The sequence below is a fragment of the Paenibacillus sp. JMULE4 genome (assembly GCF_013337105.1).
GTDB lineage: Bacteria > Bacillota > Bacilli > Paenibacillales > NBRC-103111 > Paenibacillus_G > Paenibacillus_G naphthalenovorans.
In genome coordinates, this window is sequence record NZ_SGWF01000010.1 from 155497 (window position 1) to 172361 (window position 16865).

Consider the following 16865-nt stretch of genomic DNA (forward strand, 5'->3'; position numbering starts at 1 on the left):
CGTTTGTCATTTCGGAGGGAGAAGTCCATGGACATGATTGTGATCATGAAGCAAACGATGGATACGGAAGAAAATGTGGTGCTGGTCGAAGGACGCATTCAGGAAGATGGAGTGCGTTTTATTATGAATCCCTACGACGAATATGCCGTGGAGGAAGCCGTACGATTGCGGGAGGCATTCGGAGGTACGGTTACCATCGTCTCTATCGGGCCGGATCGTGTGGAAGCTTCGATGAGAACGGCATTGGCGATGGGTGCGGATCAAGGTGTCCTTGTCGATGACGAGTCGCTGTTCGGCGACGAATGGACAACCTCGAAAGTCCTGGCGTCGGTGATCCGCAGCCGCCCGTTCGATCTCATTCTGACCGGGAATATGTCTGTCGACAACGGATCCGGTCAGACGGGACCCAGGGTCGCAGAAGAGCTCGACATCCCGCATGTCTCGTCTGTTACGAAGCTGACGGTGGAAGGCAGCCGGCTCACGGTGGAGCGGGATGCGGAAGGGGATACGGAGACCGTCGAGCTCCGCCTTCCGGCGCTTGTCACCGCGCAGCAGGGGCTGAATGAGCCGCGCTATCCTTCCTTGCCGGGGATTATGAAGGCGAAGAAGAAACCGATCAATCGGATCGGTGCGGCGGAACTTGGAGTGAACGTCGGGGAAGTCCAACCGAAAACAAGGGTAATCCATCAATACGTCCCCCCGAAGAGGGGCGCCTGTCAACTGCTAGCAGGCGATGCGCAGACCCAGGCGTCAGACTTGGTGCAGCTGCTTCGAAACGCTGCCAAAGTGATATAGGAGGAGGAAACGCGATGAGCAGAAACGTACTTGTTTTGGCGGAAATTCGGGACGGCGGCATTCGCAGCGTGACCTTCGAGGCGCTGGGCGCAGCAAGGCTGGCTGCGGAGGGCGGAACGGTAAACGTTGCTTTATTGGGAGCAGGAGTATCCGTGCACGAATCTGCATTGAGAGAACAGGGCGCTGACCGTATATATAAGGTGGAGCACGAGGCATTGCGGCATTATACTCCGGATGCGTACACCCAGGCGTTCGCGGCGTTATTAAAAGAGACGGCACCGGATTGCGTCTTTATGGGGCATACGGCGATCGGCAAAGATTTGGCTCCCCGTGTTGCCGCTAAATTTGGATGGGGATTGATCTCCGACGTCACAGATATTGCGCTCGTGGACGGCGAATTGGTCTTTACCCGTCCGATCTACGCAGGTAAAGCGTTCCAGAAGAAAAAAACGACGGAGGCCGTCGTCTTCGCCACTATTCGTCCAAACAACATTCAGGTCGGCAAACCGGATGCATCCCGTATTTCGGAAACGGTGGATTTCAAGGTGGAATTCACGGATCTTCGCTCTACCGTGCGGCATGTGGTTCGTCAATCGCTCGGGAGGGTGGATCTGGCCGAGGCCAAAATTATCGTCTCCGGAGGAAGAGGAGTGAAGAGTGTCGACGGATTCAAGCCGCTGGAGGAATTGGCCGACGTGCTCGGCGCTGCCGTAGGGGCCTCGCGCGGGGCGTGCGATGCGGGTTATTGCGATTATGCTTTGCAAATCGGGCAAACGGGTAAAGTGGTTACGCCGGATTTATATATCGCTTGCGGCATATCGGGTGCGATCCAGCATGTTGCCGGTATGTCCAACGCCAAGATCATTGTCGCCATTAATAAGGATCCGGAAGCGCCGATTTTTAAAATTGCCGATTACGGCATCGTCGGAGATCTTTTCGAGATCGTACCTTTATTGTCGAACGAATTTAGAAGCGCATTGATAACGTCGTAACAGGAGGTTTCCACATGTGGCCGCTGCTGAATTTCGCTGCTTTTATCGCCGTTTCGGGGTTTGCGGTCTATTGGTTCGCAGCCGTGGTGTACAGCCGCATAACTTATATTCGACTGGGCAAGCCCCACGAATTAAAGCAGGACCTGGACGTACGCATTCGTGAATTTTTAATCCAAGTATTCGGTCAGAAGAAATTGCTGAAAGACAAAAAGAGCGGCATGATGCATATGGTGATGTTTTACGGGTTCATTATTTTGCAGTTCGGCGCAGTTGAGCTGATCGTAAAAGGGTTTATCAAAGGGTTCGAGCTGCCGCTTGGAGCGGCACACCCTTATTTCAGTTTAACTCAAGAGGTGACAACCTTCTTGGTTTTATTGGCCGTGGCATATGCCTTCTACCGGAGATATGTCGAGAAGCTTTCCCGGCTTAAACGAGGGCTGAAGTCGGGGGTCGTCATTTTATTCCTTGCCGTGCTGATGAGCTCGATCTTGCTGTCGCTGGCGTTTGAGCGGCTTTGGTTAGGGGCAGACAGCAGCTTGTATGCCCCTTTCTCTTTTTTATTGGCCGCTTTGTTTACAGGACTGTCGGAAAGTCAGGCTGCCGCAGCTTTTTATATATTCTGGTGGGTTCATTTGCTTACGCTGCTGGCCTTCTTGGTCTATGTGCCGCAATCGAAGCACGCACATCTTTTGTTTGCGCCCGTAAACATTGCGCTGCGTGAAACGAAACCTTACGGGAAACTGAGCTCGCTCCATTTGGAGGACGAGACCCAGGAATCCTTCGGTGCAGGCAAAGTGGAAGATTTCCGGCGCAATCAATTGATCGATTTGTATGCGTGCGTTGAATGCGGTCGCTGCACCCAGATGTGTCCGGCTTCGAACACGGGCAAGACGCTGTCTCCCATGGATCTCATTGTCAAGCTGCGCGATCACTTAACGGAGAAAGGGGCCGTAACCTCCCGTACTCCCTGGATGCCTTCGTTATCCTTTGCATCCGGCGCTGCGGCCGGGACCAGGCAAGCTGCGGATCAGCGTCCCAAAGAGAAAAGGTTAATCGGCGACGTGATTACGGAGGAGGAGCTGTGGGCGTGCACCACATGCCGCAATTGCGAGGACCAATGTCCTGTTTCTAACGAGCATGTGGAGAAAATCATCGACATGCGCCGTTATCTGGTATTGACTCAGGGAGACATGCCTCACGAAGCGGCACGGTACTTTCAACATATCGAGCGGCAAAGCAATCCGTGGGGGATCAGCCGCAAGAACCGGATCAAATGGCGTGAAGGGCGCGAGGATCTCGTGATCCCGACAGTGGAGGAAACAGACGATTTCGAGTACTTGTTCTTTGTCGGTTCGATGGGCTCGTTTGATATCCGCAGCCAAAACATCGCCCGATCCTTCGCCAAAATCTTGAACACGGCGGGCGTGAAGTTTGCGATACTCGGCAATGAAGAGAAAAATTCGGGCGATTCCGCGCGAAGAATGGGTAACGAAATGCTGTTCCAACAGCTTTGTCAAGAAAACATCGCAGCGTTTCAAGACTATGGAGTAAAGAAAATCGTAACGATATGTCCGCATACGTACAACACGTTTAAAAACGAATATCCGGAGTTTGGTTTGGAGGCGGAGGTTTTCCATCATACGGAGCTGATCTGGAAACTCATCCAAGAAGGCCGCATAAGACCGGAGAAGGAAATGGAAGAGGCGGTGGCTTATCACGATTCATGCTACTTGGGCCGTTACAATGGAATCTTCGACATCCCGCGCCATATTCTCCAGGCGGTTCCCGGCGTGAAGCTTCTGGAGCTGGAACGGAACCGGGAAGACGCGATGTGCTGCGGCGCAGGGGAGGAATGATGTGGCTGGAGGAATCGCAGGGCAAGCGCGTAAACGTCGAACGAACGGAGCAAGCGCTTCAGGCGCGTCCGACCGTCATAGGGAGCAATTGCCCCTATTGTTTAACCATGATAAGTGACGGCGTGAAAAGTAAAGGATTGGAAATCCAGGTTCAAACCTTGGATATCGCAGAAATTGTAGAACGAGCGTTATTGTGAGTCTGTGATCGTCTGGTTATGCACGATTTTTATATTATGTTTTTAAGACGAACAGAAAAATAAAATGGAATCATTCGAAGTTTTGCATTACAATAGGAAATAGGGGTGGCAGAAAACCCAAAGGTGGTGGTAGAATGAGACGAAACCAGTTTCGTTTGCGTGTGAACTGGGGAGATACCGACAAGGCGGGCATTGTATATTATCCGAATTATTTTAAGTGGTTTGATATTGCAGCACACGAGTTTTTCCGGAGTATCGGTCTTTCTCCTTCGACTTTATCGGAGCGGGATGGCGTCATCCTGCCTCTGCTGGATGTCCGCTGCTCGTTTGAGAAACCGCTTTATTACGACGATATCATCACGGTGATGACCGAAGCAGCGGAGGTCCAACCCAAAACCATAAAGCTGACGCATCAAGTGTTTGCCCGCGGCGTTCGCACAGGTCATGGGTATGAATTGCGAGGATGGGTAAAGGAAGCAAATGGCAGCATCAAAGCAGTGGAAATTCCCGTAGCCTACCGTGCGGTTCTGGAAGAGGACCGGCCTTTTCCGCCGCTGAATGCGGATCCGTGGTTGTGCTCTTGAGGTGACAAGGATGATGGATGAATTGCTAAACCGGCAGCAGCGCTTGCAGCAGCTCATGAAGCAGCGCGGAGTGGATGCCTTTGTGATTACCCATAATGTAGGACTCTATTATTTCGCAGGCTCCATGCAAACGGGATATTTGCTGATCCCTTCCGAGGGGGAAGCCACATTCTTTGTACGGAAAAGCGTATCCCGCGCCCGCAGCGAATATGCGGGAAGGGTGGAGCCGCTGGAATCGTTGACCGAACTTCAATCCCGGTTGGAACAGGAGCGGTCCGACCTGTATCGCGGCAAGGAGCTTGTGTTTGCGACGGAGTTTGATGTGCTTCCCGTATCGTATTATCAGCGTTTGCAAAAAGCGCTGCCCGGCGTCAGATGGGTGGACGGCACAATGCTGACCCGCGAGACCAGAATGATCAAGACGCCTTACGAAATCCGCAAAATCAAGGAGTCTGCCATGGTGCTCCACACTGCGCTTGAGCGCTCCTTATCGTACATTCATGTCGGTATGTCGGAGCTTGAGATGATCAGCCGCATAGAGCATGATATGAGACAGCTGGGGCATATCGGCCTTATGCGGATGAGAGCGTATAATCAGCAGAATTCCTCCGGAATTATCGTGTCGGGAGCTTCTGCGGCATTTCCTACATCCTTTGACGGGCCTGCGGGAGGAGAAGGGCTAAGTGCAGCCTTTCCCTTCGGAGCAAGCCGCAGAGCATTTGAAAAGAATGTTCCCATATTGATCGATGTTGGCTGCTGTATAGACGGGTATCATATTGACCAATCGAGAACCATAGTGTTCGGGGAATTGCCTGACGATTTGCAGTATGCTTATGATGCCGCCGAGCGAATCGCCAAACAGACTGAAACCAATATGCGGGCCGGAACCGTCTGCGAGCGGCTTTACCTGGATGCGGTAACGATGGCTGAAGCGGAAGGGCTGGTCGATCACTTCATGGGATTCAAGGCGGACAGGGCTAAATTTTTGGGACATGGCATCGGGCTTGAGCTTGATGAATTTCCCGTGCTGGCCGAGAAATTCACGTACCCGCTTCAACCCGGAATGGTGATTGCCGTTGAACCGAAATTTACTTTTCCCGGCCGTGGAGTCGTCGGCACCGAAGATACCTATCTGATTACGGAAACGGGATGCGAGCGAATCTCAATGACACCTCCCGGATTGATTAGAATGTAAACATTTCATATGTCAAAAGCAAAGTATAACGAAAAACGATGAGATCATGAGGATAATACCAGGGACTTGCTTGAAACCCACGATCATCGTCCAATTCTTGGAATATCCCGTTTTGTCAAAAGAGATCGAAGGGGTATAATTAAAGCTGGATTTCATATCAACCTTCTGTACGTAGACGGGTTAAATCATGAGGAGACAATGATCATGGGGAAACTTTCCCGGACGCAAACCGTTTTATTCATTATTTTTTTAGTTACTGTCTGGGGAGTGAATTGGCCGTTATCCAAATTTGCGTTGTTGTACACACCGCCGGTATTGTTCTCGGGACTCAGAACGTTGTTAGCGGGTCTTATTCTGCTGCTGATTGCTTTGCCAAGATATAAAAAACTCCATTTCAAAGAAACCTGGCCGGTCTATTTGCTGTCCGCTTTGTTTAATGTCGTTTTGTATTACGGGCTGCAAACGATCGGGCTGAATTATCTGCCTGCCGGCCTATTCTCTGCGCTTGTGTTCCTTCAACCTGTCCTTGTCGGCCTATTCTCATGGATGTGGTTGGGGGAAGCGATGTACGGCCTGAAAATGGCGGGCCTTGTTCTCGGTTTTTCCGGAGTGGGACTCATCAGTACGGGCGGTATATCCGGCCATATCTCCTTCACAGGCATTATGTTTGCCCTGGGTTCTGCGCTCAGCTGGGCGATAGGGACCGTTTATGTGAAGAAAAAAGCTTCGGCCGTGGACCCGATCTGGCTGGTGACGCTTCAATTCGTCACAGGCGGGCTCTTCATGACGGCTGCGGGCTTAAGTGTAGAGCGTTGGACCGATATTGTCTGGACACCTGCTTTTATTCTGACGCTTCTGTTTATTTCGCTTTTTGTCATCGCGATAGGCTGGCTCGTATTCTTTAGACTCATTGACTCCGGTGAGGCAAGCAAAGTGTCTTCGTACACGTTTATGATACCTATCGTGGCCATTCTGGCCGGAAGCCTGTTTCTTCGCGAGCCGATAACCTTGTCTCTTTTGGGCGGGGTAGTGCTGATTCTCGTCAGCATCTATTTTGTGAACAAGACACCGGGCAGGGTCAGGTTAAAGACCAAAAGCTGATAACCGTAGCCGGAAGGGGCTGTCCCCAAGCATTGGCATGGCATGGCATGGAACATCCCGAATAGGAAAACGAAAGGACCTCAAATCCCGCTGAAGGCGGGGATGAGGTTCTTTTTATATAACGTTAAGCAGGGCATAGGTGTGAGATGCTCCAATGTGCCTCGAATGTTTCAATTCGTTGAAAGATGGGTAAAAAATTAGAAAGGGGGGAATAGGGATGATTCGTTTTGAGAAAGTGAGAAAGGTCTATGAAGACGGATTTGTGGCTCTGAAAAACATTAATCTTGAATTCAAAGAGGGCGAATTAACCGTACTGATCGGTCCAAGCGGCTGCGGAAAGACCACATTGATGAAGCTGATCAACAGGCTGAATCATCCGAGTCAGGGAAAAGTATTGATCCGCAACAAGGACATTTCCGGCATTGACCCGATCCAATTGAGGCGAAGTATAGGCTATGTCATCCAAAGTATCGGTTTATTTCCACATATGACGATTGCGGCTAATGTGGGCGTCGTTCCCCGATTGCTTCATTGGGATAAAGACCGCATTGATCAGCGGGTGGATGAGCTTTTGCGCCTTGTTCATCTTGACCCTGATACCTACCGTAACCGGTATCCTGCAGAGCTTAGCGGCGGACAGCAGCAGCGCATCGGAATCATTCGGGCGCTCGCCGCAAACCCCGAAATTATATTGCTCGATGAACCGTTCAGCGCGCTGGACCCGATCAGCCGTGAGCAGCTTCAGGATGAGCTCATCAGACTTCAGCAGGATTTCAAACATACCATCGTCTTTGTGACTCATGATATGGATGAAGCGCTTAAAATAGCCGACACCATTGTTCTGATGAAAGAGGGCGAGGTTGTGCAGACGGGACGGCCCGAACAAATTCTGCGGCATCCGGCCGATGATTTTGTCAGAAATTTCATCGGCAAGAAAAGGCTGCAAACCGGAACGGCCGATCAATTGCTTAAAGTAGACGATGTCATGACGGAGAATGCTGTAACCGCATATCCGACGCGCGGCTTGGCCGAAGCCATCAAGCTGATGGAAAAGCGGAAAGTCGATTCTTTGATTGTGGTAGACCGGAACAACGATTTACTCGGTTATGCTTCGATCTTCAGTGTGCTGGACATGTATCGGGAAGAATTCGCCACGTTGGCCGACGTCATGAGCCCTTTTGAGCATGTGGTGGAATCGGGTATGCCGGTAACAGCCGCCATTTCTCTTATGAACGAACACGGGCTGCCCTATGTGCCGGTGATCCGCAACGGACGTTTTGCCGGTCTTATTACCAAGGGAAGCCTTGTCCGGCATCTGGCCGAAGTGTACGCGCCGGCTGAATCAATGGAATCGGAGTTGCCTGAGGCTGCGATATCCGATATGCATTGGGAGCAATCCACTCAGGAGATGAGGGGCGGCGAGACGCTATGATCGCTCAATATTTTGAATTTGTCCTTAACCGTCAGGAAGATATTTTGCGGGCACTGCAGGAACACCTGGTGATCTCGGCTGTATCGGTGGCGCTCGGGGCTGCGGTGGCGATTCCCATTGGAATTTGGCTGGCCGCAAACAAGATTTCCTGGATAAACGGGATCATCTTCTCCATAGCCAATATATTGCAAACGATACCCAGTCTGGCCCTGCTGGCCATACTTATTCCACTGTTGGGAGTTGGCCGCACACCCGCCGTTTTTGCGCTGTTCCTGTATTCACTCATGCCGATTCTGCGTAATACCTATTCCGGTTTTCAATCTGTCGATCCGAATCTTCTGGAGGCTGCCAAAGGAATGGGTTACAACCGAAGGCAGATGTTAATCCAGATTCAACTGCCGCTTGCTTTTCCTTATATTATGTCAGGGATTCGGGTAACGACGGTCTACATTATCAGTTGGGCTACATTGGCGACACTGATCGGCGCCGGAGGGCTGGGGCAATTAATATTTGCCGGCATGGGGACCAACAAGAAAGAGCTTATTTTTACAGGTGCTGTTCTGGCGGTTATTTTAGCGTTGGTTGCGGACTTTTTCCTGAGCCTTGCAGAAAAGCGGGTTACAGCCAACACCCATACCGCAGCCCAGGGGGAAAACCAATGATCCGGCAGAAATTTGCTTCTTCGTTATGCCTAACCATCCTTGCCGTCTTCCTCATTTTTCCGCTTTCGGGATGCGGGAACGAAGACAGGATTATCATCGGCACTCAGACCTATTCGGAGCCCAAGATATTAGCGCAAATGCATAAGCTTATGATCGAGGACAGGACTGGCCTCAAGGTCGATGTATTACCCGATCTGGCATCCAGCGGCGTTGTCACCCAGGCGTTAATAAACAACGATATCCAAATGGCCGTGCTGTATACGGGCATGATCTTTGATCAATATTTTCCGGTTGAGCCCGACAAGGACCGCGAACGCGTGTTCCGGCAGGCCAAAGAAGGCTTTGACAAGTATTACGGCTTACATTGGTTTGATCCGTACGGCTTTGAGAACACGTATGCCTTTACCGTAAGGGAGGACGTAGCGGAACAAAACCGACTCGACACGATTTCCGACGTAGCGCCTATAGCCGCCAATATGTCCCTTGGCGTAGATACGACCTGGCTGGAGCGGGAAAGCGACGGTTATCCCGCATTTCGCAAGCATTACGGGATCACCTTCGGCAGAACGATTCCTATGGAAGTGGCGCTGGTTTACAAGGCGGTGGCGAATAAGAATGTGGATATCGTGCTGGCATATTCCACCGATCCCCGCATCAAGGAATACCATCTGAAATCACTTCAAGACGACAAGCAGTTTTTCCCTCCTTACGATGCGGCGCCGGTGATCCGTAACGATGTTCTCGCCAGGCATCCGGAGTTGAATGAAATCATGAGTCTGCTGGCGGGTAAGATAGATGTGCAAACGATGATCGAGTTGAATTATGAGGTCGACATCAATAAAAGAAACGAAAGAAAAGTAGCCGAAGAATATCTGAAAAAAGTCGGACTGCTGGACTAAAGACAAGAGGTGGTTGTATGGAGTTGTTTTTTCGCTATGTGGGGGAAAACTGGCTTTACCTCGTTGAACTCACTTATCAGCATATTCTGATGGTTGTATCGGGCTTGCTGTTAGCTTTGATGGTAGGAGTTCCTCTCGGTATACTTGCTGCAAGAGTCCCCAAGCTGGCCGGTGTCATTTTAGCCTCGGCTAATGTCGTGCAGGTTTTTCCAAGCCTGGCTATGCTGGTGCTGCTGATGATTGTATTCGGGCTCGGATTCAATACCGTGGTCATCGGATTGTTCCTGTACTCGCTGCTGCCGGTAATCCGCAATACGTATGTTGGACTGACCCAGGTGGACCCGGCGATTACCGAAGCCGGGCGGGGGGTAGGCATGAATCCCTTGCAGCTGCTGGTTCTTGTGCAGTTTCCCCTTGCTCTGCCATTTGTGTTTACGGGCATAAGGGTGGCAGCCGTCATCGCGATCGGCGTCGCAACGATCGCCCCGTTGATCGGGGGAGAAGGTCTTGGACGTGAAATTTATTCCGGCATCAATATGGATAATTCAGCCCGTCTCTACGCAGGAGCTATTCCGGCGGCCGCGCTTGCCCTGTTGGCCGATTTTCTTCTGGGTTACCTGCAGCGGCGGGTGGGCCGGCAAAGGAAGGCTGCTTCAAAGACGACCGCTTAATAAACCTATATATTTCTGTTTTAGCAAGTATCCCGGCGGCGATCCTGATCATTGCCGGCATTGCCTATATTCCCGGCTATATGAACAGTTTCTTGGTTTCAAGTCTTCTTTTGGATAGACAACCGCCTTTTAAACATCAGTATCCGGCAAACGATATTACGGTTCTGATTGCAGCACACAATGAAGAGAAAGGAATACGAGATACGTTAAGGCAGATTAGTTGCCAGGATTATGAGGGAAGCATCCACGTTCTTCTTGTCGAGTTGGGATATCAAATGCTGACAAGTCCCATTGCAGTCTGGGGGTATTTGCAAGAAGCCTTTCAGCTGAAACGGGTTTGGAAATAAGAAGCTCATGCGGGATGCAAGAGCTTCTTTCTTTATCACAAAATAAAACCTGCTTTGTCGGTTATCCATGAATGGCCTCGTTAGAGGGTTTCTTATTGAGCGTGCAGGAGATATGCAGGAGTGCCGGGGGGATACTTAAAGAGTAAACACGTGCTGGTCGATACGGACTTTTATCGGACGGCTCTTGCTCCAGGCCGATGTTGCAATCTTGGGATTGTAGTAAAAGAGAGCTCCGTTCGTCGGATCCGATCCGTTTAAAGCGGCCCTGGCCGCCTGGTAGGCGGAAGGTCCCGGCGTCAGGTTGTACTGTCCGTCCAGAATGGCGGAGAATTGACCCGGTTGAAAAATGACCTCCGTAATGGAATCGGGAAATGCATTGGACTGCACCCGATTGAGGACGACCGCGCCTACGGCAATTTGGCCCTGGAGCGATTCGCCTCTGGCCTCGGCATGGATCAATCGTGCCAATTGCTCCAATACATTTTGCTTTGGAGCGGCCGATTGTTTCAATAGCGATAAGGTCTTGGAATCGGCCGTACCGCTAACAGGCAAGCCGGACTGTTTTTGAAATTTTTTTACCGCTTCGTATGTAATCGATCCATAGTAGCCGGTTGCGCCGGCCTGAAAGTAGCCAAGCGTACTAAGCCGCAGCTGCAAGTCGAGGACATGCTCGCTTTGCGTGCCCCTCTCCAGCGCTGCTGCACCGGCCGGCATCGCCATGGCCGTAAGGCCAAGGAAACCACCGATTAATGCGGCAATGACGGAACTTTTCTTCATCGTATTCAAACAACCTCCTATTCCTTTTTGGGATCGCCTGCTGTGACGGCATGGCGTGTTCAGGGATGTTCATCCGACCGGGGAAGTCACCGTACACGCTCAAAACAATAAGGCCGGAACAGCTCCCGACGGTCCTCAAAGGGTTCGAAGCCGTTGTCTGATTTTAGCCCGGGTTCTATGTTTTTTAATAATTATTAGAAAATGTGGATCGATTTTTTAACCCGGTCCCTGATGTTTTTCCATTCTGCCAGATGCTTCTCAAGGTTGTCGATCAGCTGATCGACGTCCTTCAAAAAAACGTCCTTATGGTTTGTATTGATGTCCATGTTGTCTGCGGGCACCGGAGTATGGGCTAGAAGGGAGGCGAGTAATCGCTGCAGCTGATCCTCTATCGGTGCTGCCGACCGTTGTTCTTGTTGTTCATTCTTATCCGGCTTCGTATCCTTTTTCCGGGGCGCGTTCTTCGTCGCCTTCGGTACGGCGCTCTTTTCCCTTTCCGCTTTATTTTGTTCATATATAGACCAGGTTTCAAGCAATGCGGGCCCTGTTTTGTACAATAGCTTGTCTTTCGTTGCTGAAGAGATACTTTTATCCTTAAATAATCGGGCGATCTTTTTGACATCACTCACAGGCATCTCGTCTCTGGCGATAATCAAGGCGAGCGGATCCCGGTACTCGATCGGCAAATCTTTAATGGGCAGCAGCTGATCTTCCGTCAGTTTGTCTTTTCGGATTTCCGTTCCGCTCACGATGAGCTTTTTTACGGCCATGCCGAACTTCAGCAGATCACACTTGTTTTTGATGTAGGCTTCCGGCTTGCCAAGCTTGCTGGACAGATATTTGATCGAGCTGCTGAACTTAGGATCGTGAAGAAGCTTGTTGAACGCCTCGGCTTCTTCAATGGGGGAGAAACCTTCTCTCGTCAAATTTTCCGCAATTTGTTCCAGATAAATTTCCGTTTCATCCGTTACGGTAGAGACAAGACAAGGGATCGTAGGGCGCCCCAGCATTTTGCAGGCTTTGTATCTACGGTTCCCGTATATGATTTTATAGCGGCCGTTACCCGTGGCTCTGACTTTAATGGGTGACAGCAGGCCAAGCTCTTCAATGCTTTTCATTAATTCCTGCAGTGCTTCTTCGTCAAATTGATATCTGGGCTGATCGGTATCCTCATCAATCAGGTCGGTTAAAATGTCGGTTATTTCCATTAGGCATTCGATCTCCTATCATTCGATTTCATCCCGGAGAGAAGTCCCGGGCGGGGGACATGCGCATATCAATATTATATAACATGGTCCCTTCGGAGGAAATGCGTGCTATGTATACTATATCTTTCATTTACAAAGGCGAGGGCGTTACCTGGGTGCCTCCTGGTTATATTGACTTTTCATAAAATCAACAAAAGCCTTCACCACGGACAGCTCCAAAGCCGCATGACGATGGGTCATCCAGGTTTTCCGGGAGATGGGCTGGTTCTCTTCGGAGTATAGGTCAATGGTATGCAAGGAATCGATTTCGCTGAGACTGATGCTGGGAATGATAGCATAACCCAATCCATTCTTGACGAGCTCGACACAGGTATCGATTCGGTCGACATCCATGGTGATCAGAGGGGGGTGATGAAAGGTTTTGTGCCACCAATGATCGATGGTTTGCTTGAGATGGCTGTCCGTTTTGTAGTTGATTCTTGCTAAAGTCGGCAGGTCCTCCAGATGGATAGGCTCTTTTGAAGCTATGGTAACGGGTTCTTCGTATAAAAAATAATGGTGCTCATGCCAATGATGATCCCCGCGCACAATGCCGATGTGGACTTCATCCTTATACAAATAATTCATGACTTCCGTGCTCCATCCGGTTTTTACTATAATTTCAACATCCGGGTAAAGCTTTACAAATCGTTTGAGCAAAGCGGGCAGGCGATATCGTGCGAAATTGCTTGAAACACCCAGCCTCAGCGTACCTTGAACCTGATGGCCCATGTTTTTTTTTTTTTTTTTTTTTCCGGATTTCATACAAAATTTGATCGGCCAGCTTGACAAGACATTCCCCCTCGGCAGTAAATTCAACACCTTTCTTTCCTCTGGAGATGATGGGGGTATTAAAATATTTTTCTAGATTTTGAATCCGATACGTAATGGCCGGCTGGGAAATATACAGGATTTCAGCGGTTCTGCTGATATTTTTTTCCGTATACAGCGTTTTTAGCAGTAAAAAGTCTTTTTCATCCATTTGAGGGCTCCTTTTTAAATAAAACTTATGGATAATGATAAGAATTAAATATTTTTGTTATCAATGGGATTATATTACAATACCCTTACGCGGAAAAGCAACCAGCTGCATGGGGGAGGTAACATTTCCTGATGATTGAAACGGGATCAGGTTGCGTTCGGCCGCAGTTTCACAAGCACAAAAAAAATGATGTAAGGAGGGTATTCTTACAATGTTATTGAAAGCGCTGTCAAATAAGGTTTGGAAGGTCATGCTGTCGGGATTGCTTACTCTTGGTTTAGCCGCATGCGGCAATTCATCGGAACCGAAAGTGCAGATTGTACATTCGGGACCGGTACAGGCGAGCAAAGCATCCAGCTATCCCGATAAGCCGATAACCATGATTGCTCCTTCCGGACCGGGAGGCGGTTGGGACAGAACGGCAAGGGTGACGGCCAAAGTATTAACCGAAACCAAATTAATCAGCAAGTCCATGACGGTGGAGAACAAGCCGGGCGGTGGCGGAGTTGTGTTTTTGGCGGACTATGCGACGAAGGATAAAAAGAACAATTACAAGCTTTTTATCAGCTCGCCTCCAATCCTGCTCAATCATCTGAAGAAAGAAGGAAATAGTCCTTTCGGTTACAGGGATACGACGCCTCTGGCGCAGTTGATTAAAGACTACGGGGCGATCGTGGTGAACGCCGATTCCAAATTCAAGGATTTGAAATCGCTGATCGATGTGTTAAAGGCTGATCCATCCCAAGTCACGTTTGCAGGAGGTTCCGCTCCGGGGTCCATGTACCATATGGTGTCTGTGCTTCCCGCATTGAAAAGCGGCATCGATGCGAAGAAAATCAAGTACGTTTCTTACGATGGCACGGGTGAATCGATGACGGCTCTATTGGGCGGCCATGCGGATGTGCTTAGTACGGACGCTTCCAGTCTGGGGGATTACCTGAAAGCGGGTAAAATCCGGGTGTTGGCGGTAGCCTCGCCGTCCCGTTTAGGCGGAGAGTTGAAGGACGCACCGACAATGAAAGAGCAGGGGGTAGATGCTGAATTTAACATATGGAGAGGCGTGTTCGGTCCCAAGGAGATGGATAAGGACGCCTTTGACTATTGGGAAGCGAAGCTCAAAGAGATGGTCCAATCGGAAGCTTGGCAAAGAGAGCTTAAAGCCAACAATTGGGAGGGCGATTATAAGAACCCGGCTGATTTTAAAGCATTCCTGGAAAAACAGGAAGCGCAAATTAAGGAGTTATTAACAGCGATAGGTATGGAAAAATAATGCCTATTCGCCATAAAAGTATAAATAAAACTTATTACATTTCATAAAATATGAATATTATATTTATGATGACGATTGATATAGACTATTAACAAGGTGATTATCACCTTGCACATCTTTACCCCAAAAAAGTCCCCGGAGGTAGGAATCATGTCGAATGAATATCCTTTACAGTATGATGTGGTTGTTGTAGGTGCAGGCAATGCGGCACTCTGTGCCGGGATATCCGCTAAAGAGGAAGGCGCCAATGTCTTAATCCTGGAAAGAGGGCCGCAGCATAAGCGCGGCGGAAATTCCTTTTTTACGGACGGCGCTATAAGGACTGCCTTTCAAAATCTGGATGATATCCGGGAAATTATCCCGGAAATGACGGATGAAGAAGCCGCTAGAATTCAGATCCCTATCTATCATGCAGAAGATTTTTACAATGATCTGATGAGGGTAACCGGCGGCAAAAGCGATCCTCAATTAGCGAAATACATGACGGGACAATCCACTCAGGTGGTCAAATGGATGCAGCGCAATGGAGTGATCTTTGAGCTCAATGAGAACCAATCCTTTGAGAAGGATGGGATACTGACCTTCTGGGGCAACCTTCCTCTTAAAACGCAAAATAAAGGGGTCGGGCTCATTGAACAATTGAATAAACGTGCAGAAGAACTGGGAATTGATATCTGGTATCAGTCTCGAGCCGTCAAGCTGGTGGAGGAAAACAATCAAATTACGGCGATTCAAATTGAACAGCCGGACGGGGTCGTGACCGTACGTACGGGAAGCGTTATTTTGGCTTGCGGCGGTTTTGAGGCGAATAAAACAATGCGCGCCAGGCATCTTGGTTCCGAATGGAACGCTGCGATTGTAAGAGGTACCGAGTATAACACCGGGGATGGGCTTATGATGGCGTTGGATATCGGAGCACAGCCTTACGGCGATTGGGCTGGATGCCATTCCATCGGAACAGACTGCAAAGCACCGGAGGTAGGCGATTTTTCCAAGCCGGGGGACATTTACAAAAAGTCCTCTTTTCCGCTTGGCCTCCTGATCAACAAAGAGGGAAAGAGATTTGTCGACGAGGGTGCCGATTTCCGGAATTATACGTACGCCAAATATGGACGGGAAGTTTTAAAGCAGCCGGGCGGCATGGCTTATCAAATTTTCGATGCCCAGGTGTATCCTCTGCTCCGCAAGGAGTATCTGATCGAGGAAGCCACGTTTGTAAAAGCGGACACGATCGAAGAATTAGCGGACATGCTTGAGGTAGATAAGACGCAATTCTTACAAACGATCCGGGAGTTCAATCAAGCTGTGCAGGAAGGCGCCTACAATCCTACCGTGAAAGATGGGAAAGGTACGGCCGGAATTACACCGCCTAAATCGAACTGGGCGCTGCGGCTGGAAGAAGGACCCTTCTATGCTTATCCGGTTACTTGCGGGATTACGTTTACCTTTGGCGGTATCCATGTGAATACGCATGGAGAAGTTCTCGGCAAAGAGGGTACGCCTATTCCGGGTCTCTATGCCGCAGGTGAAATGGTGGGCGGATTATTCTATGAAAATTATCCCGGAGGATCAGGATTAATGTCAGGCGCCGTTTTTGGTAAAGCAGCCGGAGCCTCCGCTAGCCGCTATGTAAGAGAGAAAACGCAATCAGCGGCAAGTCAATAAAAACAATCGTTTGAACAACAGCTTGTCACTTTCGTTATCAGCCCTTGAATCTCCCAAGCAGGAGAGTTCTAGGGCTTATTCATATGTGGACGAAAGTGCCAAATAGTGCTAAAATTCTACGGATATAGGGGGCTTGGATGTGAGATCACGCTTCCGGTTTCATTGGTAGTCCGGCGTACATGCGGCGGAAAGC

15 protein-coding genes and 1 pseudogene are annotated in these 16865 nt (G+C 49.8%); 12 read left to right on the forward strand and 4 right to left on the reverse strand.

The features are described from left to right. The first annotated feature begins 27 nt into the window (after nt 1–27). The 10 genes and pseudogenes from EXW96_RS02990 to EXW96_RS03035 all read left to right on the forward strand — a co-directional run bounded on the left by EXW96_RS02990 (nt 28) and on the right by EXW96_RS03035 (nt 10384). Nucleotides 28–795: an electron transfer flavoprotein subunit beta/FixA family protein gene (locus tag EXW96_RS02990; protein ID WP_174349832.1), complete on the forward strand. Its 768-nt coding sequence runs from the start codon at nt 28–30 to the stop codon at nt 793–795. A 14-nt stretch (nt 796–809) separates the two neighbouring features. Next, nucleotides 810–1787 (forward strand): electron transfer flavoprotein subunit alpha/FixB family protein, encoded by a 978-nt coding sequence (locus EXW96_RS02995; protein ID WP_062408183.1) that lies wholly within the window; start codon nt 810–812, stop codon nt 1785–1787. Nucleotides 1788–1801: 14 nt separating this feature from the next. Next, nucleotides 1802–3840, forward strand: a pseudogene (locus tag EXW96_RS03000) (heterodisulfide reductase-related iron-sulfur binding cluster). 134 nt (nt 3841–3974) lie between these two features. Beyond that, the gene (locus EXW96_RS03005; protein WP_174349833.1) at nt 3975–4424 is read left to right on the forward strand and encodes an acyl-CoA thioesterase; all 450 of its coding nucleotides are present in this window, start codon (nt 3975–3977) and stop codon (nt 4422–4424) included. A gap of 10 nt (nt 4425–4434) precedes the next feature. Beyond that, nucleotides 4435–5619 carry a M24 family metallopeptidase gene (locus EXW96_RS03010; RefSeq protein ID WP_309224995.1) on the forward strand — a complete coding sequence of 395 codons (1185 nt, stop codon included), beginning with the start codon at nt 4435–4437 and terminating at the stop codon, nt 5617–5619. 204 nt (nt 5620–5823) lie between these two features. Next, nucleotides 5824–6720 carry a DMT family transporter gene (locus tag EXW96_RS03015; RefSeq protein ID WP_174349834.1) on the forward strand — a complete coding sequence of 299 codons (897 nt, stop codon included), beginning with the start codon at nt 5824–5826 and terminating at the stop codon, nt 6718–6720. A gap of 217 nt (nt 6721–6937) precedes the next feature. Further along, complete coding sequence (locus tag EXW96_RS03020; RefSeq protein ID WP_174349835.1) at nt 6938–8152, forward strand: betaine/proline/choline family ABC transporter ATP-binding protein; 1215 nt, start codon at nt 6938–6940, stop codon at nt 8150–8152. Then, a complete protein-coding gene (locus EXW96_RS03025) occupies nt 8149–8814 on the forward strand; it encodes an ABC transporter permease (RefSeq protein WP_062408195.1) in 666 nt (221 codons plus the stop codon). Before EXW96_RS03020 ends, EXW96_RS03025 begins: the two co-directional genes overlap by 4 nt. After that, nucleotides 8811–9713 (forward strand): glycine betaine ABC transporter substrate-binding protein, encoded by a 903-nt coding sequence (locus tag EXW96_RS03030; protein WP_174349836.1) that lies wholly within the window; start codon nt 8811–8813, stop codon nt 9711–9713. The genes EXW96_RS03025 and EXW96_RS03030 overlap by 4 nt, the downstream gene beginning before the upstream one ends. A gap of 17 nt (nt 9714–9730) precedes the next feature. Then, nucleotides 9731–10384 carry an ABC transporter permease gene (locus EXW96_RS03035; protein WP_174349837.1) on the forward strand — a complete coding sequence of 218 codons (654 nt, stop codon included), beginning with the start codon at nt 9731–9733 and terminating at the stop codon, nt 10382–10384. A gap of 482 nt (nt 10385–10866) precedes the next feature. Here the strand turns inward: EXW96_RS03035 and EXW96_RS03040 are convergent, their stop codons facing one another. The 4 genes from EXW96_RS03040 to EXW96_RS28225 form a co-directional block, all read right to left on the reverse strand. Continuing rightward, entirely contained in the window at nt 10867–11508 is a 642-nt protein-coding gene (locus tag EXW96_RS03040; protein ID WP_174349838.1) for a cell wall hydrolase, read from the reverse strand. Between the two features lie 194 nt (nt 11509–11702). Beyond that, a complete protein-coding gene (locus EXW96_RS03045) occupies nt 11703–12716 on the reverse strand; it encodes a ParB/RepB/Spo0J family partition protein (protein ID WP_174349839.1) in 1014 nt (337 codons plus the stop codon). A gap of 147 nt (nt 12717–12863) precedes the next feature. Continuing rightward, on the reverse strand, nt 12864–13487 hold the full coding sequence (locus tag EXW96_RS03050; RefSeq protein ID WP_309224996.1) for a substrate-binding domain-containing protein: 624 nt from the start codon (nt 13485–13487) through the stop codon (nt 12864–12866). Then, nucleotides 13378–13737, reverse strand: a complete 360-nt coding sequence (locus EXW96_RS28225; RefSeq protein ID WP_309224997.1) for a LysR family transcriptional regulator — start codon at nt 13735–13737, stop codon at nt 13378–13380. The genes EXW96_RS03050 and EXW96_RS28225 overlap by 110 nt, the downstream gene beginning before the upstream one ends. 211 nt (nt 13738–13948) lie before the next feature. Between EXW96_RS28225 and EXW96_RS03055 the strand changes: the two genes are divergently transcribed. Together EXW96_RS03055 and tcuA are read left to right on the forward strand one after the other, a co-directional pair. Continuing rightward, complete coding sequence (locus EXW96_RS03055; protein WP_174349840.1) at nt 13949–15007, forward strand: Bug family tripartite tricarboxylate transporter substrate binding protein; 1059 nt, start codon at nt 13949–13951, stop codon at nt 15005–15007. Between the two features lie 150 nt (nt 15008–15157). Next, nucleotides 15158–16672, forward strand: a complete 1515-nt coding sequence (tcuA, locus tag EXW96_RS03060; RefSeq protein ID WP_174349841.1) for an FAD-dependent tricarballylate dehydrogenase TcuA — start codon at nt 15158–15160, stop codon at nt 16670–16672. Nucleotides 16673–16865: the final 193 nt, after the last annotated feature.